Below are 21,971 nucleotides of genomic sequence, written 5' to 3' on the forward strand. Positions count from 1 at the left end.
CAGCTCAAGGCGACCGCTTCCCCGAGTACGATGGCCCTTCCGGACCGTCGTCCGTTGGACGCCCGACGACGACCTAGAAAGGACGTCGTACCTGTTCGCAACCGGCAAAAAGAAAACGCAGGTGGGAATGAACACCTGCGTTTCCAAAAATAACTGTTAAACTGGCAAGCAATCGCAAGCCAAAAATACCAAGTTGCGATACCGCGGCACGAATCCGTGCCATCGTTGCGGTGATAATTCGCTCGCAACCTGGAGCGATGGAAGCATATGCGTCGCGGTAGGGGGCCGCAAGCCCTGATTTCATGAACTTAGAAAGTGAACCCAAATTTAGTCCGCCCGCACTCCTTCGGCTGGGGGAATCGATTGCCGTCTTGCCGGTCATTCATGGCAGCGGCCAATTCGCGCTGACGGTGCGTCGCTGGATGTTGGAACAGGATTTTGATTGCGTGGCGGTGCCGTTGCCGGAATCGTTTCGCGAGAGCACCGAGGCGGCGATCTTGGATTTGCCACGGCCCTCGATCGTGATCCAAAAACCCGGTGCGGGTTTTACCCGTCCGGATCTCGAGTCAGGCTTTGCCCCCTACGACCCCGATGCCGGGGAGAGCTGCGATGGCGGTGACGCCGATTCCGATCCCGCCAGCTACGTTCCGATCGATCCCTGCCAACCCGTCATCATGGCCATCCGGGCCGCGATGGGGGAACACATTCCGCGGGCGTATGTGGATCTGGAAACGGATCCGTTTCTGCCGTTTTCCTCGGTCATGCCCGATCCGTTTGCCGTCCGCCAGGTCGCCGCGGAGCGATTCGCCGCCGCGGTGCTACCCAGTCTGCCGCGGCCGCCGGATCGCCAGACACGATCGCGGATCGTGCACATGGCGTATCGGCTGGCCGAGCTGGAAAAACGCTATGACCGAATCTTGTTCGTGACCAGCATTTTGAATTGGCCGTGGATTCGCGAAGCCTACACCGAATCCTTTGCCGCTCGGCCGGCCGACAAGAGCGAGTCGTCCGACCAATTCGATTTTCCGCAACATGATGCCGTCCAGGAACCGCGGCGGTACGCCATCGATCCGCGGACCTTGATGTTTCTGTTCGGCGAATTGCCCTACATCACCGGGTTGTATGAGCGCGCCCGCAGCGAACTGGAAGAAGACGAGGATCTTCAAATTGATGGCGTGAAAGAACTGTTGATTGCGGCGCGGATCAGCTACCGAGCCGAATTAAAACAGTTCGCCCGACGCATCACGCCGCTGCACCTTTCCAAGTGCCTGCAGTACATCCGCAACCTTTCGTTGATGTCGCGGCGGATGACGCCCGATCTGATCACGATCGTCACCGCGGCCCAGCAGATCATGGGCGATCAATACGCGCTGCACGTCGCGCAGTTGGCCAACCAGTATTCCTATGCCAATGTGTCCGAAGACGACTCGGCGCCTACCGAACTGGACGAGGTCAAGTTGGGGATCGATCAGGCCCGTCTGCCCGACGGTGACCTGATCTCGATGGTCAATCGATTGCCGGGGCCGCCGATCTGTTGGCGGACCTTGCAACTGAAACGTAAACCCTCGTCACCGGAAAAGAGCCGCTGGAAGTACCAATGGAATCCGTTTACCCAGTGCAGTTATCCACCCGAAGACGAACGGATCGAAAACTTTCGCACCCGTGTCTTTGATCGGGCCAAGGCGATCATCGGAAACGATTTGGCACGCACCGAAAAATTCACCACCAGCGTCAAAGACGGCATCGACATCCGCGACACGCTACGTCACTGGTACGATCGTCAGATCTACGTCAAAGTCATCCCGCCCAGCCGCGGCACGCTGGACGCCTGTGTCATGCTGTTCGATTCACCCTCGGATCCACGCGATTACCCTTGGCGGACCACGTGGTTCGCCGAACACAAGGATGAATCCACGTTGGCGTTCTATGCCACCAGCTTTGCCGATGAAATGGTCGGCCCCGGCATCGGGCTCAGCCGCTACGGCGGGGCGATGTTCTTGTACCCGCCGGTGATGATTGCCGACATCTGGGGCGATCGGCGACTTGATTTCGCGGGCACGCTGGAAGAACGCTTGATCGCCGCGGCTTGCATGCACGCCGGCGGCCGCCAAGTCGCTTTGCTCAGCGCCCTGCCGCCCGGTGGCGGATGGCGAAAACTGGCCCGGCACTACAAAAAAACTCTCGTCCACGTCCCGCTCAGTTCCTTCAGCGACGAACAAGTCCAACAGTTGCGGATGGTCCATGTCCTCAACGGTCGCGAAGTCCGCTCGTATGCCGAAGAGTTCATTCGCCGGGTGTGAGCGGTCGTCTGCCCCGGCGTTGGAACTCGTGCCTTCTTGAAGTTGCAAGACTTGAAGTCACCCTCCCTGCCAGGGAGGGTGACGCAAGATGTAGAGCGACCAATGCCCCATGGGAAGGTGACTCCACTTCAATAATGCACCTGATCGTCCAGCAACGTTCGGCAGGTGATCATGGCGTCACGCCAGTTCCCTTGCCGCGCTTCCCGGATGACCTCGTCGAGCGCTTCGCGTTGATGATCGCCCTGCGGTTGGGCGGCGGCCATCTCGCTCAGCCGGCTTTCGATCTCCTGCAACGCATCCGCATCACGCTGATTGCAAACGCGATAGAGCGCGATCGTCAGATCGTAGCCGTCGGCATCCAGTTGCACCGGCGAACGGCTGAAGTACCACAGCGACGCGGCACAGGCGAGCGCGGCGAGCGCCAGACCCACGTTGCGGTATCGCGTTGACGTCTGGGTGTGTTTGGATTGTTTCACAGTTGATCCCACTCGATGACTTCGTGTTCCCGAATGCTCGATAGCTCTGCCCAGATGAACAGATCGATGAAGTTGGTCACGAATTGGACCGATCCATCACCCATCGCCACATAGCCGCCGCCGGGGTGTTGCGAGAACATCTGGCCGACGTGGTAGGTCGGGAAATTGATCGGGTGAATGATCGGGTTTCCGGTGATATCCAGCTCGCCGCCGGACGGGCCGGCGTGCACCAGCGTCAGCGTGGCGGCCGCGTCGGGGCCGTTTTCCGGTGACGAAAATTGGGGGTGCGTGAACGCGCCCGGGACGACGCCGACCCACGTTTTTTCGCTCAGCGCCGAACTGTGTTCGCCGAAGAAGATCGTGCTGCTGAGCCCGTCCAACACGTCTCGAAATCTTGTCTTGGAGTTGCGGAAGAACGGCCCGTCGGCGACTCGCCCCGCATCGCCGTTGATCGCAACGATCTTCGTTTGGCCGGTGTAGATGTTGGTAAACACTTCGCCCGTCGCGGCGGATCCGCATTCGCCCCAACAACTCTCCTGGCCGTGGCTGGCGACGTAGTGGCTGCGCCCCAGCACGATTTCCCGGCCGCTGATCCGTAGCGGATCACCGGACTCGTTGCGAACCACAAACGGTTCGTCGCCACCGGTGGTGCTCGGGCACAGAAAGATCGGGATCGTTGACGAGATGGCGTCGGCGTTGCCGCTCGACCAGATCGGTTGCTCCATCCGCAGGCTGTCGAACACCGAGTTGCCTTCGGCAAACGGCAGCAGCGCCGAGGCCCATCCCCAGCCCGGCCCGGCGTCCCAGGTCAGCGGGTCCAGGTTGACCACCGTCGGCGCGGAACCGTCGGTCGTGGGGTGCGAGACGTAGCCGGGCGGGAACTGTCGAAACGCCGCATGATAATTCTGGGCCGCCAGTCCGACTTGACGCAGGTTGTTGCTGCAGGACATCCGCCGGGCGGCTTCACGCGATGCCTGAACGGCCGGCAACAGCAGCCCCACCATGACGCCGATGATCGAGATCGCGACCAGCAGTTCGATCAAGGTAAATCCACGGGGCCGCACTGGCTCGAGCCGCACTGGCTCGAGCCGCACTGGCCCGAGCCGCACTGGCCCGAGCCGCACTGGCCGTCTGCGGCGGTGGCAGAGGGAAACGGATGAAGTGTTCAAGGTTAAATTCCTGCGGTGCGTGTGACGAAGTGAGTTAGCCTGGGCTAAGTTTAGGTGCCGGGTGAAGGGGTGTCGCGAAACGATCGCAGGGGAGATCCCGGGAGTGGGGACGGGGGTTTTCGCCCTGAAGTTAGCCGGAGCTAACTTCGGGTGTGCGGTCACGATAGAGTTTCTTTCGAATCCACGCAAGGCCTGCCGCAACCGGACAGGTGCGAAACCGATTTGGCGTTAAACTATGTTGTTTTCCGAGACATCGATGCGGCGTGTCAGCGAGGTTGCTGTGGATTTGCTTAGCGGGAATGTCATCGCCTTTCACCGCCGCGGAAGGGTCGCGAAGTTGCCCAATAAGATTCATCAACGGACCCGTTCGGACCATGCCAGCGAAGTCGCGGAGGACTACGTGGAGGCGATCGCCGATGCGATCGAGCAACGGGGAATTTGTCGAGCCGTCGATTTGGTCAAGCACTTTGCGGTGACGCACGCGACGGTCAACAACACGATCAAGCGGCTCCAGCGCGACGGCCTGGTGACGACGGCGCCCTATCAACCGGTGGAATTGACGTCGGCGGGCAGACGGCTTGCCTCGCAATCACGTCGGCGGCATGAGGTCGTCGAGGCGTTTCTGAAGAAACTGGGCGTCAGTGACCAGACGGCGGCGATCGACAGCGAGGGCATCGAGCATCACGTCAGCAAGGAAACGCTGGCCGCGATGAAACGCGTCTTGGACCGGGGTTGGCCGGTCTGACCACCGGCCAGGCATTCGGCAGGGAATCAGGCACCCGGCAGGGAAAGGGTCAGCAATCGGAAAGGCGACGCTGTGAAGCATTGGTTAGCGGTAGGGCGCCAGCGGGCTGTCGATTGAGTCGGGATCTGCTGAGTCAATGGTGAGCCGCTGGCCGTCAGGCCTCGGGCAGCGTCGCAGTGCCCGGCCGCTGACGCGGCGCGCGGCTCACAAAATCGACAGCCCGCGAGCCCTCCGGTGTTTTGGCAGAGATGAACAACCGGAGGGCTCGCGCCCTGCCGCTAAAACCTCAAAAAACACGAAGAAAAAATGCTTCACAAGGTAATCTGAAAGGGTTGCCTGCGAGCGAGGGTATGTACCGATGTCATCCCCTCACAAGATTCGCAGCGCCCCTGCCGCGTTGTATTAAAAATCCAAACACCATTCAGGAAGACCTATGACATTCAGAGCCCTCGTCGTCGATAAACAAGGCGATTCCGAAGTCTCCGCTGCGGTGCAAACGTTGACCGAGGACCAACTGCCCGCCGGCAACGTGACGGTCGCGGTGGAGTACACCACGGTGAACTACAAGGACGGGCTGTGCATGCGGGCCGGCGGCGGTCTGGTTCGCAGTTACCCCCACGTGCCGGGCATCGACTTTGCCGGCACGGTCGAGTCGTCCTCCGATTCCCGCTACAAGCCTGGCGACAAGGTCGTGTTGACCGGCTGGCGTGTCGGTGAGACGCATTGGGGCGGCTATTCGCAAAAAGCTCGCGTCGATGCGGATTGGCTGGTGCCGCTGCCCGACGGCCTGACCACCAAGCAGGCGATGGCGATCGGCACGGCCGGCCTGGCCGCGATCCTCGCGATTGTGGCGTTGGAGGACCACGGTTTGGAACCGGACCGGGGCGAAGTGCTGGTGACCGGAGCGGCCGGCGGAGTCGGTTCGATTGCGACGGCGATCTTGGCGAACATCGGCTATGACGTCGCCGCCGTGACGGGCCGACCGCAGGCCGCTGACTACTTGACCTCACTCGGTGCCAACCGGATCGTCGCCCGTGAAGAAATCGATACCGTGTCGAAACGGCCGCTCGAGTCCGAGACCTGGGCGGGCTGTGTCGATGCCGTCGGCGGCGCCATGTTGGCCCGGGTGATCGGTCAATTGAAATACGGCGCGTCGGTCGCCGCGGTCGGGCTCGCCGGCGGAGCCACGTTGCCGACCAGCGTGATCCCGTTTCTGCTTCGCGGAGTCAACTTGCTGGGCATCGACAGTGTGATGCAACCTTACCAACGACGCGTCCGGGCATGGCAGCGACTCGCCACCGATCTGCCGCTGGAGAAACTCGACGGCATGATCCAGCAGGCCAACTTGGCCGTCGTGCCGTCGCTGGGCGATCAAATTCTGAAGGGCCAAGTCAAGGGCCGCATCGTCGTCGACGTCAACGCCTGACGAAAAAGGGGTCGGGCGTGTTCTGTTGCGCCGGCACTGCCGACAGAGCTTAGATTCGGTCACCTTCGCGGCGGCCGCCGCCTTGGTCGCTGGGGCGGCTGACGATGTTGTTCAAAAAACTTTTGCCATCGACGAGTTCGCCGGCAAGGATGTCTTTTTCGGTGATCTTTGACAAAAAGATGGTGTGCTGGCCGATCACACCACGCCCTTGGTCGTAGACGATGTAGATCGAGCCGTCTTTACCGAGTGTCGCCGAAGGATAGCTGATTTGACCGTCGTCGCACAAAAGCATTCGGTGCGTAAACGTCTTGCCGTCGTCGTCACTCAAGTAGGCCGTCATGCGTGTGCGCGCGGTCTTGTGTTTTTCCAGATCGCGCTCTGTTCCATGCTCGTCGGTATAGACGTATCGTTTGCGACCGTTTTCTTCTTTCATCTGGACATCGTTGGCGACCAACAAGACACGTCCTGAGGGGAGTGTTTTCAGGATGCACTTCGTGTTGATCGAGAACTGCATCGGGTAGTAACCGCCCAGTTTCCAGGTCTTGCCACCGTCGAAGGATTCGGCAAACTTCTGACCGTTCTTCGCGCGGTAGAACGTCAACAGGCTGCCGTCTTTTCGGATGATGGGCATCTGCTCGGCAAATCCCGCGTCGTTGTCGGCGGGGAGTGCGGACACGAAGATCGGCGTGCCGTCGACGTCTTCTTTCAGAAAACGGATTCTCACCTTGTCTCGGCTGCCGACCAATTTGAAGTCGTCCATCGAGCGCATGATCGTGCCGTCAGGAAACAGCAGCGGCTTCATGACGGAGATGTTTTTATTGCCGAGCAGCCGCGGCGCGGTCCAAGCGGTGTGTTCGTTTTCAGGGTCCAGCATTGTAAACTCCCACGCCGAGGTGGCGAATTCGTCCTTCCCCTTGAAGTCGATGTTCCTCAAGCCGATAAAGCGGACGTTGCCCTTGGGATCTTTCCACAGCATCGGGTCAGATGCTCCCCCGCCAAGCAGCTCACTCGGGTCAAAGACAAACACTTCTTTCCAAGTCTTGCCGTCGTCTCCAGAGGTCGAGATGACCGAGAATTGGCCTTGGTGGAACGGCGCGCGCTCGGCTTGAACGTTGGAGCCGAACCAGGTTGCCCAGAGCCTGCCGCCCTCGGAGATTTCGACTTGGGGGCATCCCTGAAAGAGCCTCAGATTGATGCGGTGTTTGTGGTACGGCTTTTGACCTTCGTGATTGATTTTGGTCAGCGACGGCGGCGTCTTGCCCGTGATGCCGTAGGGGAAATTCTGCGACACGTCCTCGGGCGGCGGCATGGTGATGTCACCCAGCACGGATTTTGGATCCACCGTTTGGGCTTGCAGAGCTGCGGCGAAGCCCGGAAGCAGGCTGGCGAGGAAACTGAATGCCATCGCGACTGCGGTCGCATGGCGGAGGAGCTGGTTTCGGTTTTGCATGTCTACCGTTTGTTTGAATTGGGCGTGGGCGTTGATCGAAGGCCCGTGCCGCCAGAGTCTAATCATCCTTTCGGATCCAATCTTTGCTGCGAGCGTTGCATTTGACGACGGCTTTCACCCTTATTGGATGTGTGGGGATTGCCGCGCCGCGTTTTCGCTTCTCTTTTCGAATCCTGCCGGGGGATCGTCTGATGGCTGTCAAGTATCGCTACGGATCGGCTGGGGTTCTGATCCTGACCCTCATCATAGCCCCTAAAGTAATCGCTCAGGATGCAATCACGGGTCGCGAGTTGTTTGAGCGGGAGTGGGAGTTTGTGGATCGTGTACCACCATTCACCGAATTTGATTCAACGCGTCGGACGCCGCAGCGGAGCAATCGGGGACGCGGTCGAGGAATGGGGCGAGGTCCCCACCCTGAACACCGTGACAAGGGCCGAGCGTTGACGTCCGTGATCCCGGCCGATGGGCTGGGCTATCCGGCCGATGGGCTGGGCTATCCGGCCGATGGGCTGGGGCCGATGCACAATGCCGTCTCTTGCGCAGCCTGTCATCCTGGCGGTGGGGCATCGGGTGTGAATCACAACGTGACCTGGATCACCCTTGACCCTCGCTCGCCGTTTTTTGACCAGCCGACTGATCGTCGTGGTCGAGGAGCTTCGCGAAATTCAGTGATGGATTTCTTTCCCGCCCTGGTGTCCGGTCACACGTTGTCGTTCAACGCGCTTGTTCATGACCGTTCCACGCGGCCCGGCTATGAAGGCATCCGTCAACGTTTGTCCGTTGGCGTGCCCAACGGTTTACCGCCAGAGTGGTTCAGTCCTGAAGATCGGACCGTTGATGCAATCGCCAGACAGCCGGTGGTGGCCGGACGATATGGAGCGTTCGATTACTTCCTCAGTCAGCGCAACTCACCGCCGCTGCATGGCATGGGAGAGATCGAGAGGATCTCCATCAATCGGTTGAACGCCATTTCGCTCTCCCAGATCCGATCGTCCGGTGGGACCATCTCCGGCCGCGTGGCCGGGAAGTATGGTTGGCGGGGCCAAGTCAACACGTTGTCCGATTTTGTTGCGGGAGCCTGCGCAACAGAGTTGGGGCTGAACGTGGCCGGCATCGCTCGACAAGCCGCTGATCCAGCCGATCCCCATTACCAGAGCTTGGCATCCGATATTTCAACGCTGCAAGTCGCGGATCTGACGAGCTACGTCGCCGGCTTACCAGCCCCCTCCAAACGATTGCTGTCTCTGGAAGAACGCAAACGCGCTCGCCGCGGTGAACAACTTTTTCACTCCGTCGGATGTGCAGCGTGTCACGTCGCGGATCTGCCGCCCGCGCGAGGCATTTTCAGCGATTTGTTGTTGCACGACATGGGCCCCGAGCTGCAAGATCCATTCCCGGCTCCTGCGCACCAGCGAATCAGCACTGATTCGGCCGCACCTGCCAGTCCCTACCAGAATCGATACCGCCGGGGTGAGAGATCATCGTCCCGCGGCGGGCCGCCCCATCGCAGGCGTTCCGCCCCGAGAGTTGCCAGCCCCTTTGTTCCGGACGCGACGCCTCAAGCGACTGCGATGGGTTATCCGCAGCAACCGCGATTTCCTCACGACCCTGTCAACCAAGTTGGACTGGAGGGTCAACATCAATTCTCATCGGATGCTCTGCAGCGGGAATGGAAGACACCGCCGCTATGGGGCGTCGCGGATTCGGCACCCTATCTCCACGATGGACGCGCCGAAACCCTGACCGATGCGGTCCGATGGCACGGCGGCGAAGCGGATGAATCCAAACGCAATTTCTTCAGGCTGAAAGAAGATCAACAGGAACTGCTGCTTGCGTTCTTAGCAAGCTTGAGGACATCGTTGAATTGAACGTCGGCTGATCGACGAGCGTCGAAGTGCTGCCTTGATAGAACCTGATGACGACAAATCGGAAACGCTTTATCACTCGTCCGAAAGAAGTCCACCCACAACGGATGAGAGATTTCAGCAACCGTTGGTGTCTAGCCTTTAGGCGATTCCCGGTCGCTGCGACGCAGCGACATTGGGCGGCTAAAGCCTGCACAACAACACTTAAGCCCGTGACATTCAGACCTGCCCCCTTTTCTGCGAAACGAGCGAGAAGAAGCGATCACGCGGCGCGGGCGGTGGTCGCTTGGCGGCGGGGGAAGTCGTTTTTGGATTCACAGACCAGCCATTGCATCGGGCCGCCGCGGCGTTCGCCGATCACTTGGGCTTGCCGCGGGCCACTTAAGTTGGCCAGCTCGGGAAGCGACCAGTGCTCCGGACGCTGGTCGTCCAACACCGCGTCGATCACCGTCACCTGATGCGTGCCGGCGAATTGATCGTGCAACTGCTCGCAAATTCCCGGTCGGAACATCTCGTGCGTTTCGATGATGAAGTCGCAATCGGCGAAGGCTTCGGCCGCATGATCGTTGACCAACAAGTCGGCTTCACCGCCTTCGATGTCACAGATCACCAGGCCGCGCTTGCCATACAGATCGCCGAACATGCATTCGGCTTGAACGGCGAGGCGTTCGGCCACACCGTTGGCGGCCGCCATCTCGGCGATCGCGGCACGGGCTTCGCGTTGCAATTCATAGGCGATCACGGCCGCGTCCGGCCAGCGCAGCGCGCAACCGATCGCGTAATACCCTTCGGCGCCGCCGACATCGACGATCAACGGATAGTCTTTGGTCAGCAAACGATCCAGGATCGGTTGCAATTCGGCTTCGTAGGTTCCCAACAACTTCGGTGCGAGTGTGCTGCCGTGTGAATAGGCTTCGGGGTAACGCAGTCCGGCAAAGGGGCCGCGTCGGACGGTCATTTCATTGGCGAATTGCATCACCATTTCACGGTCGCGTGCTTGCAGCATCGCGCGTCGCGATTGCCGCTCGGCTTCCGCCCGTTGACGACGCTGCTGGCGCACCCCGCGACGGTGGTTTCGATAGGCGGCGATCGGACCGCGTTGGTACCAACGACGTTTCTTTTGCGGACGATGGGGAAGCTCGAATCCGGCCTGGCGAACGACTTCGGCAACCGCCCAAAACTCATCGGCGTACGGATGCGGCCGCGACGTCTGCCAAGGCTTGGATCCCTGGCCGCTGAAATGAATGATGTGCGGATCCGGCGTCGGCAGCGGCAACGACGAGGGACCGGCGAAGAAGCGATGCGTGACGTTGAATTCGGGCGCAAGTCGGGTCCAGCGGCCGGCAAACTGAACCGCCAGGATGTCTTGGTCAGGATAGACCCAACGATCGGGATCTTGCATCACCCGCTTGAGCATCGTTTCGCTGGTCCGGTTGTTTCGCCACGTGGACAGGTCGATGGCCAGCACACCGCTGTTGAGGTAGCCCGAATCGAGCGGCAAACCGAGTCGCATGACCGCCGGATGGGCTTCGGGAACCGCGGCCAAACCGGATTCGCCCAAGCCGAGTTCAAAGAGTTCGTCCAACGGCCGGCGAACCAGCGTGTCGCCGTCCAAGTAGAGCACGCGATCGATGTCCGTCGGCAGAATCTGTGGCAGGGCGAGTCGAAACAGAACGGAGACGTCCCAGCTGGAGTGTGCGGCGAACTGGCGGGGAAAGTCGTCGCCGACGCGGTGAAACTCCACCGACGCACCGTTCGCTTCGATCCATTGTCGGATTTCGACTTGATCGATGTCGCTCACGTCACCGTCGTGAACGATGTGAAACACACTGGGACGAGTCTGAGACCGGATCACCGACAGGATGCTGACCAGCGCAAACGGGATGAAGTCTCGGTTGATCGTGTAAACAAACCGGAGCGATTCGCTGGGTGTCCGCGGGCAATCCATTGGCGCGTTTTTGGTCGTGGGAGAGGTAGTGGGAGAGGCTTGCCTGCCTGTCGATTCTGAAATGACAGGCTGGAAGCCTATCCCACGGTTGCCGATAACAAATGCACCCAGCGGGCGGCAATGTCAGTTCAAATTTGCCTGCAAAAATGCCCACAGGTCGGCGTACTGGTCGATCTGCTTGCTGACCGGTGTGCCCGCCCCGTGCCCGGCGCGGGTTTCAATCCGGATCAGGGTCGGATGGTCACAGGACTGGGCCGCTTGCAGCGCCGCGGCGAATTTGAAACTGTGACCGGGGACGACGCGGTCGTCACGATCGGCGGTGGTGATCAGCGTTGGCGGATAACACGTGCCCGGTTGGAGATTGTGGAGCGGTGAATAGGACAACAGATTCTCGATCTGGTCCGCTTCATCGCTGCTGCCATATTCGGTGACCCAGGCCCATCCGATGGTGAACTTGTGGTAGCGGAGCATGTCCAAGACGCCGACGGCCGGCAAGCAGGCACCGAACAAATCCGGCCGCTGGGTCATCACGGCGCCGACCAGCAATCCGCCGTTGCTGCCGCCGCGAATGCCCAATCGATGGTTGGTCGTGTATCCGGCCTCAATCAAGTGTTCGGCGGCCGCGATGAAATCATCGAAGACGTTTTGCTTGTTCAGCCGCATGCCCGACTCGTGCCACTCGCGTCCGTATTCACCACCGCCGCGGAGGTTCGCCACCGCGTAGATGCCGCCGGCGTCGACCCACGCGGCATTGGCGGGCGAGAACAGTGGCGTCAAGGAAACATTGAAACCGCCGTAGGCGTACAGCAGCGTCTGATTGGTGCCGTCCAGTTTGCTGTCTTTGCGGCGGGTGATGATGATCGGGATCTTCGTGCCGTCTTTGCTTTCGCAGAACACCTGCTCGGTGAGGAACGCATCCAAGTCCATGTCGATTTCGCTTTGCCGCCACAATGAGGTCGCCTTGGCGGGCGTCGCTTCGGTCAAGTCGACTCGATAGATCGCGCCCGGTGTAACGTAGTTGGTGAATCGAAAGAACGTCTCGGTGGCGTCTTGGCGACCGCCGAACCCGCTGACGGTTCCGACACCGGGCAGATCGAAATCGCCGATCGGTGATCCGTCGATCGCGTACCGGCTGACGTGGCTGCGGGCATCGCGGAGGGCATCGACGTAGAACGTTTGCCCGAACAGGCTGACCGATTCGATCACATCACTCGACTCGCCGATCACCTGTTTCCAGTTCTCGCGCTCCGGCGACGTGACGTCGACGGCGATCACGCGTCGCCGCGGGGCCTGGTGATCGGTCAAGAAGTACAGCGTGTCCTCGACCGAGGCGATGAAGTCGTATTCGAAATCGAATCCGGTGATCAGCGGCGTGACTTCGGAATCGGCGTCGCGGAGATCTTTGACAAAGATCTGACCCTTCGGCTCGCTGCCTTTCCAGTTTTGGATCACCAGGTATCGCCCGTCATCGGTGACAACGGGAGAGAAGCCCCATTTGGGATGATCGGGCCGCTGCAGGATCAACGGATCTTTGCTCTGGTCGGTTCCCAGACGATGAAAGTGCAGCCGTTGGTTTTCGTTGGTACCGGTCAGTTCGGATCCGGCATCGGGTTCATCGTAGCGGGCATAGAAGAAACCGCTGTTGTCGGGTAGCCAAGCGATCGAGCTGAACTTGACCCAACGAATCACATCCTCCAGGTCGTTCCCGGTCGCGACATCGCGGACTTTCCAGGTCCGCCAATCGCTGCCCCCGTCGGCCAAACCATACGCGACCAAGGAACCGTCGCGGGTGATCACCGTTCCGGCCAGCGCGACCGTGCCGTCGTCGCTGAGCTTGTTCGGGTCGATCAGCACCTGACGTTCGGCCGAGAGCGAATCGGCCTTGTAGAGGATGCTTTGGTTTTGCAGCCCGTCGTTGTGGGAATAGAAGTAGCGGTCGCCGCGACGACGGGGAATGGTGTAGCGTTCGTAGTTCCACAGTTTTTCCAGCCGTTGCCGCATCGGTTCGCGTTGCGGCAGCGATTTCAGGTAGGCCTGTGTGACTTCGTTTTGGGCCGTGACCCAGGCTTCGGTTTCCGCACTCTCGGTGTCTTCGAGCCAGCGATAGGGATCGGCAACCTGGATGCCATGATACGAGTCGCGAACCTCCGTCTGTTTCGTGACGGGATACTTCAACGTGGTGGGGGTAACTTGAGCGTTCAAGGCGGAAACAGCAGCTAACAGCAAGGTGAAGGAAGTGATCGCTCGCGAGGGATGATTCATGGCGGTGGATTGCCCGAGTGGAGTGGCATGGCGATGGAAAGTTCTTGTCGGGGGGTGTCGGACTACTTCATTATCGGTCTCGACTTGCCTATTCTAACGGTTTTGGCAAGCACGCTAATGGGAGCGAATCGGGGTGAACGCGGCTTGGAGGCGACGATGGCTGCGGGGACGATGGCTGCTGCGTCAGCGATTCGACCGGGACTTGTTCGCGCCCCGCGGACGTGTGGCGTCGAGCCTGCATCGGTTTCCGTTCGTCATCGCCAGCTTCTTTGCAACACTCGGGGTGATCGGCGACGCACTGTGGTATGAATCGTTTTGGACCAGCGTGACACGTTGGTTGTGGATCGGCATGGTCGCGGGGCTGCTGCCGGAACTGGTTCATCGGGTGTTTCAACCGTCGCGGCCCGGTTCGGAGGGATTGGCCAGGGCCGTCACCTGGACATGCAACGCGGTCTTGTGGACATGTTGTTTTGGAACCTTGCACGCCTGGAGCGAAGCCTCGTTTCGCAGCGCGTCGATCCTTGCCTTGGTCGATCAATCCGCCCAGCCGATCGTTGTCCGGGGAACGTTGGATCGTACGGTTTCGTTACGGCGAAACCCCGTTTCGTTTGGCCGGCTTGGCGAGGGGGAATCGCCTTGGCAAAGCCAGCTGACCGTGAATCTCCAGCAGCGGCGTGTCGAAGACGGATTCGAAGCGATCGGCGGCAAGGTGTTGGTTTACGTGGACGGGGACATGAGCGAGCTTCGGCCCGGCGACCGGATGGAGATTTATGGATGGTTGCATCCGTTCGAAGGGCCGACCAATCCGGGTGAACCCGATCTGCGACCCGCCTATCGACGCCGTGGGCTTCACGCCCGCATCGAGACCAAGAACGCCGGCGCAGTCACGTTGTTGGAAACGTCGTCCAACCCGATCGCGTCGGCCGTCGCATCGATCGCGACGCGGGGGCGTGAATCGTTGCTGCGTCACACCGATGATCAAACCGGACCGCTGGCGGTGGCGTTGGTGATCGGGCAGCGGGAATTTGTGGATCCGAAAACCCGTGACGCCTTGTTGGCGACCGGCACGGCCCATCTGCTGTCGGTCAGCGGCATGCACCTGGCGATCTTGGTGCTGGTGGCGACATGGGTGGTTTCGGCGCTGGGGCTTCAACCGACCAGTCGCTTTGTGGTGATCGTGGCGATCAGTGCGTTGTATGTCGCGGTGACCGGCGGGCGGCCGCCGGTGATGCGTGCGGCGATCCTGATCTCGATGTTGTTGCTGTCGACCTGTGTCCGGCGGACCTCTCAACCGCTCAACACCTTGGGAGTGGCGGCGTTGGTGTTGATCGTGGTCAATCCGATGAACGTCTTTGCGGTCGGAGTTCACTTGTCGTTTTTGGCGGTGATCACGTTGATGTTGGCGGGTCGACCGATCGCGCCGGGGTCGATGCGTTCAGAACTGGAATTGCAGCGTGAGACCGGTTTTCAATCGATGGTCGAAGCGTCATCGAGTTCATGGGTGCGAAACTTGAAAACGGTCGCGCGTTTCGTCGGACAGATGGCTTGGTTAAGCGGATGTGTGACGGCCGTCAGTTTGCCGCTGGTGTGGTCACAATTTCATTTGGTGTCGTTGGTCAGCGTGTTGACCAACGTGTTGGTGTGGGCGGGATTGATGGTGGCGTTGCCGGCGGGCGTTTTGACGGTGATCGTCGATCCGGTTCATTCGTGGTTGGGCGCGGTCCCCGGGACGGTTTGTCACGTGGCGTTGCGTTACATGTGGTGGATCATCGAGTGGACAGCGACGTGGCCGCGCGGACATGCCTGGCTGCCGTCGCCACCGGGGATCGGCGTGGCGTTGTTTTACGCCGTGATGGCCGCATCGTTGATCTGGCGAACGCGTCCGGCCAGATGGTTTCGTTGCGGCTGGGTGCTGGTCTGGGGCGTGCTGATGTTTTGGGTTGCGACGCGGGTGGCGGCGTTACCGCCGGACACCATCGAAGCCACCTTCATCGACGTCGGGCATGGCACCAGTGTGATCGTGCGGACGCCCGATGAGAAGATTTGGTTGTACGATTGCGGCCGGATGGGCAACCGTTTGGGCACCAGCCGCGACATCGACACCGCGCTGTGGTCGCTGGGGGTGACGGGATTGGACGGTGTGTTTCTGTCCCACGCCGACGCGGATCACTACAACGCGTTGCCGGCGATCTTGGATCGGTTTTCGGTGGACGTGTTGATCACTCCGCCGGGGATGCTCGGCGGCAGCGACGCGGCGCTGGCGGACGTCCGCTCGGCGGTGCGGCGTCATCGGATCGCGGTGCGTGAGGTATCCGCCGACGATCGGGACGCCTTGATCGATGCAGCCGGCATGGCGGTGCTGCATCCTCCGCGGGCGGGCATTGCCGGCAGCGACAACGCCAACAGTTTGGTGTTGCGAATCGATCATGGCGGCAGGGCATTGATTCTGCCGGGTGATTTGGAGCCGCCGGGAACCGAGTCGCTGGTTTCGCGTCCCCGTCCGACGGCGGGTGGCGTGTTGATGGCGCCGCACCATGGCAGTTTGTCGATGGACGCCGATGTGGTGTTGGCCTGGGCTCGTCCGCGGGAGACGATCGTCAGCGGCAGTCGTCGGGCGGCGCGGACGGAGGTGGAAGCGATGTTGTCGGTGACCGGCAGCGGCGTTCACATCACGGCGCGCGAGGGCGCCATTCGGGTGCGACTGGATGGCTCCGGTCAGATCGACGTCCGCAAGTGGCTGGTCAGCCCGTGGTGAACGGTCGGCGGTTGACTCTGGCCATTTTCACGGTGATGTGTACCATGACAGGCTGCGTCGTTGTTTTGTCGGGACCGCTTTTGGAGCCACATCGCCCGTGTTGGGAATCCTTCACCAGATTTCTATCACCTGTTTTTTCACCAGTTACTTGGTGGCGTTGCTGCTGGAGCTGACGCGATTTTTCGGTCAATTCCGCTTTCGGATGCCGGCGGTGCTGACGATGATGGGGTTGGGGTTGTTCACCCATGTGAGTTATCTATTCTTGCGGGCGATCGACATGCCGATCGAGGACGGTCGCGGGTTGCTATCCAGTTGGGCGGAATGGTCATTGTTGTTGGCCCTGGGGCTGGCGATTTGTTTTTTCATCGCGTACATCCGCCGCAGCGACACGATCATCAGTTTCTTCTTTTTGCCGCTGATTTTGCTGACAATCGGGCTGGGGATCTGGGTCGGCGGTTGGGAGCGTTTTTCGCGGACGGAAACGGCAAACGCGTGGCGTTCCATCCATGGGGTGGCGATGATGGTCGGGACCGGTGCAGTCCTGGTCGGTTTTTTGGCCGGCGTGATGTATCTGGTGCAATCCTGGCGGCTGAAGCACAAACGCGCCGGGTCACGGATGTTTCGATTGCCGACGCTCGAGACGCTTGATCGGGCCAACCGCCGCACGCTGCTGATCAGCACCGCCGCGGTCGCGATCGGCGTCGTCGCCGGCGCGATCATGAATTTGAATCAGCACGAACAATTCGACTGGACCGACAGCGGCATATTGCTGTCGCTGGCGTTGTTCCTGTGGCTCTTGGCCGCCACGGCGATCGAATACCTCTACACGCCGGCCAGCCGCGGACGGAAAGCGTTTTACATGACCTTGGCCAGTCTGGGCTTTCTGGTCCTGGCGCTCGTCGGCGTCGTCCTCAGTTCCCACGGGGTGAGCTGATGAAGCTGCAGATGATCGGCTGTAGCCACCATGACGCGGCCGTCGAATTTCGCGAACGGGTCGCTTTTTCCGGTAATCAAATCGATTCGGCCTTGGATGAATTTCGCCGGCGTTATCCCAAGGGCGAACTGGTGCTGTTGAGCACCTGCAATCGGACCGAGTTGTACACGACGACCGACGAAGAGTTCGAGCTGGACCGCGAGGCGGTGATCCGTTTTCTCGCCGAACAACATCATCTGCCCGCCGACGACGTGGTCGAACAGATGATTTATCGCAGCGGGCACGACGCGGTCGAGCACCTGTTCACGGTGGCGTCGAGTTTGGACAGCATGGTGATCGGCGAATCACAAATCCTTTCGCAGGTCAAACAGGCTTACGATTTAGCCCGCCAATCGGGGTCGGCCGGTCCGCTCACCCACGCGGTGTTTCAAGCGGCCAACCACGCGGCCAAACGGGTGCAAAACGAAACCGAAATCCACCGCCGGCGGGTCAGCGTTCCCAGCGTGGCGGTGGGCGAAGTGGTTCCCGAGGTGTTCGATTCGCTGGTCGGCAAGCGGGTGCTGATTTGCGGTGCCGGCGAGATGGGCGAAGAAACGCTTCGCTACTTGATCCAAGCCGGCGCCGACGATGTGGTGGTGCTGAACCGCTCGCTGGAACGCGCCAAGACGTTAGCCGAATCGTTCTCGATTCAGTACGCCCCCTGGGAAACCTTGCTGGATCAAGTGGTGCAAGCCGACTTGATGGTGGGCACCACGGCGGCCACCGAACCGATTTTGACCTACCAGCAATACGAAAAACTTCGTCCGCAGCGACGTGACCGCGTGCTATTGGTGCTGGACCTGGCCGTGCCACGCGATTTCGACGCCGCACTGGATGAGTTTCCGAACCTGTATCTGTACCAGATCGACGATTTGCAGGCGGCCTGCCAGCGGAATCGGCACGAGCGGGAGAAGGAATGGCCCAAGGCGCAGCGGATCATCACCGAGGAGACGCAGCGGTTGTTGGTCAATTTGAATCATCGGGCGACCGGCCCGGTGATCAAACGCCTGCGCGAGCACGCGCAACAGATCAAGCACGACGAGTTGGAGCGATTGTTACCCAAATTGCGTGCGTTGGGCGGTGAACCGGCGATGCAGAAAGAGATTGAAAAATCGCTCGACCGTTTGATCAACAAGCTGCTGCATCCACCGCTTTCGTCGCTGAAAGAGGATGCGGCCGAGGGACATCAAAAGGGATTGGTCAAGGCGCTCCGAGAGTTGTTCCGGCTGGGTGATTGAGCGTGACCGCTCAGTCCCACTCCTCGTCGTCGTCGTCTCCGCCCTCATCCCAGTCGTCGTCGTCTTCGTCGTCGTCCCAGTCATCGGCTTCGTCGTCGTCGAAGTCCTCCGCATCCTCTTCATCGTCATCGCCGAAGTCCTCTTCGTCGTCGTCCTCGTCCTCGTCGTCGACTTCCTCCCAGTCATCGTCCTCCTCGTCGTCTTCGTCCTCCTCGTCATCGTCATCGTCATCGTCCTCGTCCTCGTCGTCGTCGAGTTCGTCCCAGTCATCGTCCTCGTCGTCGAAGTCATGGTCTCCTTCGTACAGATCGTCTTCTTCATCTTCGATCACGGCGAACGGGCCAGCGAGATCAGCGAGCGGGCCATGAATCTCAGCGCGCGGGCCAGCGATGGCCGGATCGACGCCGACCCACAGCGACAGATCATCGGCCAGATGATTCGTCGGTGACACTGGACCGGTCGGTGACACTGGGAATGACGCGTAACGGTTGGTTGGGGTGACCGATGCGAAAGCAACAAGGCTCACGACTGACTCCTTCGTAGATGTCGAAACTGCTTAGGTCGAGTGTTCTGGATCAAATGATTCTGGGTCAAATTCTTCGTCTTCTTGTAACGGTTCCCAATTGATCGGCGGCAGCGCGTCGCCGGAGGGAAGTCCAAAAAGTTGTAAAAATTGCTTTGTTGTGTCGTAGAGATAGGGTCGCCCGAGCTCTTCACTGCGCCCGGAGATTCGAATTAAATCGCGTTCCATCAGCTGCCGCAACAACTCACCACAGGCCACACCGCGAATTGCTTCGATATCGGCGCGTGAAACTGGACCGCGGTACGCGACAACGGCCAGCGTCTCCATCATCGGCGATGATAACCGAACCGCTGAAGGTAAATGTCCCAGTCGGGCCAACCAAGGGGCATAAGCGGCGCGGGTTAACATTCGAAAACCCCCGGCCACCTGCTCGATCCGTATCGATCGGCCCAAGTTGTCGTAGATTTGATTCAGGCGGCGGACAAGTGTACGAGTCTCGGTACCATCCGCCAAGTGAGCCAATTGGGCCAGTTTGCGACTGGTCAGCGGCGTTTTGGCGAGCAATAAAACGGCTTCCAACCGCATCCGGCGAATCGTGGGGTCACCGTCGTCGGCAAACTCGTCGTCGGGGCCTTCGCCCGGCGGCCCGGACTCCGGCCCCGGTGAACTCGACAAAAGCACACCGTAGGGGCGTCGCATCGGCTTGGCTGGCCCCGGGTAGGCGGGCAGCGCGGCGGTGAGGGGGCGACCGCCGGCTGCGGAGACCTTTCGCAGTGAATGATGAAGGGACGTGGGTCGAGACATGGCATAAAATGGCGGATGCTGTACTTTGATGGTTTGCCCAAACATCCCCAATGGTTGGCATCGTGTCCACGTCGGTCTCTACATCCAATTCGCCCCGCCCTTCGAGTCGTGCTCGCAGGGGCTCTCGCCGCTCGCTGATCATCGTGTGCACGATTTTGAGCCTATTCTTGGTCGCCGCCGTCGTCGCGATCAAGGGCAATGTCTCGGGGACCGAATTTGCGCCCAGCCACTTTCAGACGCGTGACTTCGCGTTCTACGAGATCCCGTTTCTTCACATCCAAATCACGCCGATTACGCGAAAAAACACGACCGGCGCCGTCCAACGCCAGCTTCGTGCCAAGGGCTGGATCGCGGTTCCGAGGGGAAAGAAGCCGACCCACTGGCACTTGGTCAGCCTCAGCCGGGGCCCCTCGGCGACGCCCGCCGTCGCCGGGCTGCTGACCGATGAAATGCGGATTCAAGATTCCGCCAGTCCGTTTTGGGTCGGCTGGAATACTGACCATCCCAATCGGGCTTCGGTGCTTTGGCCGACCGTTCAACAGTTGGCCGAACGGGAACTGTACGTGCTGATTCCCGAACTGTTCCAATTGGCCCGGACCTTGCCAGGCAAGGACAACGCCGCCGAGCTGACCGCGGCGATCGATCGCTGGCTGATCGGTCAATACGTGGGTTTGGTGAAAGACCTTCGCGATGCCGACCGTGGGGTTTTGGCCGACGAATTGCTGGCCGAAGCGATTCGCGATTATCCCTCCTCCCCTGAACTGGCTGATCTTCACAGCAGCGGCGGGTGAATGATTTATCTTGATAACAATGCGACCACGGCGATCGACCCGTTGGTCGCCGACGTGATCGCCGCCGAATTCCGGCGTGGCCCGGCCAACCCGTCCAGCCAACATGCCATCGGCCGCTCCAGCAGCGACCGGCTGGACGACGCCATCCAGCGGATCGGCGCCTGTTTGGGCAGCGACCTGTCCTTGCCCGGCGGGGCGCGGTTGATCACCACCAGCGGCGGCACCGAATCCAACAACCTGGCGTTGGCGGGTTTAGCCGCACCGGATTCGCCACTGATCGTCAGCAGCATCGAACACGCCAGCGTGATCGCGTTTGCCCAGCTGGCCCAACAACAAGGCCGTCGGGTTCATTTTCTGCCGGTCACGCCCGACGGCGTCGTCCGCCTGGACGTGTTGCAGGAAACCCTTGCCACACTTGATGCCGACCAGGCGGTCGTCTCGGTGATGTCGGCTAACAACGAGACCGGCGTGGTCCAACCGATCGGCGAAATTGCCCAGGCCTGTCGCCAGGCGGGTGCATTGTTGCACGTCGACGCAACCCAATCGATCGGCAAACTTCCCGCCACCGTTAATCAGATCCCGGCCGCTGCGATCACCATCACACCGCACAAGTTTCACGGCCCAGCCGGTGTGGGGGCGCTTTGGATCGATGCCGGCATCAAGCTCCGCCCCCTGCTGTATGGTGGGGAACAACAGCTCGTCACCCGGCCGGGCACCGAGCCGGTCGCGCTGATTTTGGGGATGGCCAAAGCGCTCGAGATCGCTGTGGAAAAGCAGTCGGTGGCGTGTCAGCGGATGGTCAGTCAACGCGATCAATTCGAAGCCGCGTTGCGCCGCGAGTGCGCCGGGTTGCTGATCCATGGTCAGAACGAAAAGCGTTTGCCAGGAACGAGTTGCGTTTCCTTTGCCGGCACCGATCGGCAATCGATGTTGATGGCGTTGGACTTCGCCGGGGTGGCCTGCAGTAGCGGATCGGCATGCAGCAGCGGAAGCAGCCCTCCGAGCCACGTTTTGTTGGCGATGGGCTGCCCCGAATGGGCGGTGGAGAGTGCGATCCGGTTCAGTCTGAGTCGGTTTTCCACCGATGAAGAAATCGCCGAATCGGTTGACCGTATCTGCCGTGTTTACAATAGGTTAAGATCCTGAGACTTTGTGGAAAACTAAGTGGAAAACTGACTTGAAAAAGTCTCCAATGGGGTAAAATAGGGGTGGACGTGAACTCCGCACCGCCATCCGATTTGTTCCC

Annotated in this window: 16 protein-coding genes; 10 read left to right on the forward strand and 6 right to left on the reverse strand. The window is 60.4% G+C overall.

Annotation, left to right across the window (positions count from 1 at the left end):
* Positions 1–302: 302 nt before the first annotated feature.
* Positions 303–2,300, forward strand: a complete 1,998-nt coding sequence (locus Enr13x_RS37485; RefSeq protein ID WP_145392010.1) for a hypothetical protein — start codon at positions 303–305, stop codon at positions 2,298–2,300.
* A 128-nt stretch (positions 2,301–2,428) separates the two neighbouring features.
* Here Enr13x_RS37485 and Enr13x_RS37490 read toward each other — a convergent pair whose 3' ends face one another.
* Together Enr13x_RS37490 and Enr13x_RS37495 are read right to left on the reverse strand one after the other, a co-directional pair.
* Positions 2,429–2,776 (reverse strand): hypothetical protein, encoded by a 348-nt coding sequence (locus Enr13x_RS37490; protein ID WP_145392011.1) that lies wholly within the window; start codon positions 2,774–2,776, stop codon positions 2,429–2,431.
* On the reverse strand, positions 2,773–3,885 hold the full coding sequence (locus Enr13x_RS37495) for a DUF1559 domain-containing protein (RefSeq protein ID WP_231744483.1): 1,113 nt from the start codon (positions 3,883–3,885) through the stop codon (positions 2,773–2,775). Before Enr13x_RS37495 ends, Enr13x_RS37490 begins: the two co-directional genes overlap by 4 nt.
* Positions 3,886–4,282: 397 nt before the next feature.
* On the opposite strand from Enr13x_RS37495, the gene mntR reads away from it, so the two are divergent.
* Positions 4,283–4,690, forward strand: coding sequence for a manganese-binding transcriptional regulator MntR (gene mntR / locus Enr13x_RS37500; protein ID WP_145392013.1), 408 nt, complete (start codon positions 4,283–4,285; stop codon positions 4,688–4,690).
* A gap of 433 nt (positions 4,691–5,123) precedes the next feature.
* On the forward strand, positions 5,124–6,116 hold the full coding sequence (locus Enr13x_RS37505) for an MDR family oxidoreductase (RefSeq protein ID WP_145392014.1): 993 nt from the start codon (positions 5,124–5,126) through the stop codon (positions 6,114–6,116).
* Positions 6,117–6,165: 49 nt separating this feature from the next.
* Here the strand turns inward: Enr13x_RS37505 and Enr13x_RS37510 are convergent, their stop codons facing one another.
* Positions 6,166–7,566 carry a sialidase family protein gene (locus Enr13x_RS37510; protein WP_231744014.1) on the reverse strand — a complete coding sequence of 467 codons (1,401 nt, stop codon included), beginning with the start codon at positions 7,564–7,566 and terminating at the stop codon, positions 6,166–6,168.
* A gap of 449 nt (positions 7,567–8,015) precedes the next feature.
* Between Enr13x_RS37510 and Enr13x_RS37515 the strand changes: the two genes are divergently transcribed.
* Positions 8,016–9,434 carry a di-heme oxidoredictase family protein gene (locus Enr13x_RS37515; RefSeq protein WP_231744484.1) on the forward strand — a complete coding sequence of 473 codons (1,419 nt, stop codon included), beginning with the start codon at positions 8,016–8,018 and terminating at the stop codon, positions 9,432–9,434.
* A gap of 259 nt (positions 9,435–9,693) precedes the next feature.
* Here the strand turns inward: Enr13x_RS37515 and Enr13x_RS37520 are convergent, their stop codons facing one another.
* Both Enr13x_RS37520 and Enr13x_RS37525 read right to left on the reverse strand, forming a co-directional pair.
* Positions 9,694–11,379 (reverse strand): glycosyltransferase family 8 protein, encoded by a 1,686-nt coding sequence (locus Enr13x_RS37520; RefSeq protein WP_145392017.1) that lies wholly within the window; start codon positions 11,377–11,379, stop codon positions 9,694–9,696.
* A gap of 123 nt (positions 11,380–11,502) precedes the next feature.
* Positions 11,503–13,641, reverse strand: a complete 2,139-nt coding sequence (locus tag Enr13x_RS37525; protein ID WP_145392018.1) for a prolyl oligopeptidase family serine peptidase — start codon at positions 13,639–13,641, stop codon at positions 11,503–11,505.
* A gap of 133 nt (positions 13,642–13,774) precedes the next feature.
* Between Enr13x_RS37525 and Enr13x_RS37530 the strand changes: the two genes are divergently transcribed.
* The 4 genes from Enr13x_RS37530 (at position 13,775) to Enr13x_RS38725 (ending at position 19,055) form a co-directional block, all read left to right on the forward strand.
* Positions 13,775–16,396, forward strand: a complete 2,622-nt coding sequence (locus Enr13x_RS37530; protein WP_145392019.1) for a ComEC/Rec2 family competence protein — start codon at positions 13,775–13,777, stop codon at positions 16,394–16,396.
* Between the two features lie 97 nt (positions 16,397–16,493).
* Positions 16,494–17,330: a cytochrome c biogenesis protein CcsA gene (locus Enr13x_RS37535; RefSeq protein ID WP_197455665.1), complete on the forward strand. Its 837-nt coding sequence runs from the start codon at positions 16,494–16,496 to the stop codon at positions 17,328–17,330.
* Positions 17,330–18,607, forward strand: coding sequence for a glutamyl-tRNA reductase (gene hemA, locus Enr13x_RS37540; protein ID WP_145392021.1), 1,278 nt, complete (start codon positions 17,330–17,332; stop codon positions 18,605–18,607). The genes Enr13x_RS37535 and hemA overlap by 1 nt, the downstream gene beginning before the upstream one ends.
* A complete protein-coding gene (locus Enr13x_RS38725) occupies positions 18,600–19,055 on the forward strand; it encodes a hypothetical protein (RefSeq protein WP_197455666.1) in 456 nt (151 codons plus the stop codon). Before hemA ends, Enr13x_RS38725 begins: the two co-directional genes overlap by 8 nt.
* A gap of 108 nt (positions 19,056–19,163) precedes the next feature.
* Here the strand turns inward: Enr13x_RS38725 and scpB are convergent, their stop codons facing one another.
* Entirely contained in the window at positions 19,164–19,934 is a 771-nt protein-coding gene (gene scpB, locus Enr13x_RS37550) for an SMC-Scp complex subunit ScpB (RefSeq protein ID WP_231744015.1), read from the reverse strand.
* A 143-nt stretch (positions 19,935–20,077) separates the two neighbouring features.
* On the opposite strand from scpB, the gene Enr13x_RS37555 reads away from it, so the two are divergent.
* The gene (locus Enr13x_RS37555; protein ID WP_145392022.1) at positions 20,078–20,725 is read left to right on the forward strand and encodes a hypothetical protein; all 648 of its coding nucleotides are present in this window, start codon (positions 20,078–20,080) and stop codon (positions 20,723–20,725) included.
* Complete coding sequence (locus Enr13x_RS37560) at positions 20,726–21,871, forward strand: cysteine desulfurase family protein (RefSeq protein WP_145392023.1); 1,146 nt, start codon at positions 20,726–20,728, stop codon at positions 21,869–21,871. It abuts the gene before it with no gap.
* Positions 21,872–21,971: the final 100 nt, after the last annotated feature.

Origin of the sequence: Stieleria neptunia (assembly GCF_007754155.1) — a bacterium.
Taxonomy (GTDB): domain Bacteria; phylum Planctomycetota; class Planctomycetia; order Pirellulales; family Pirellulaceae; genus Stieleria; species Stieleria neptunia.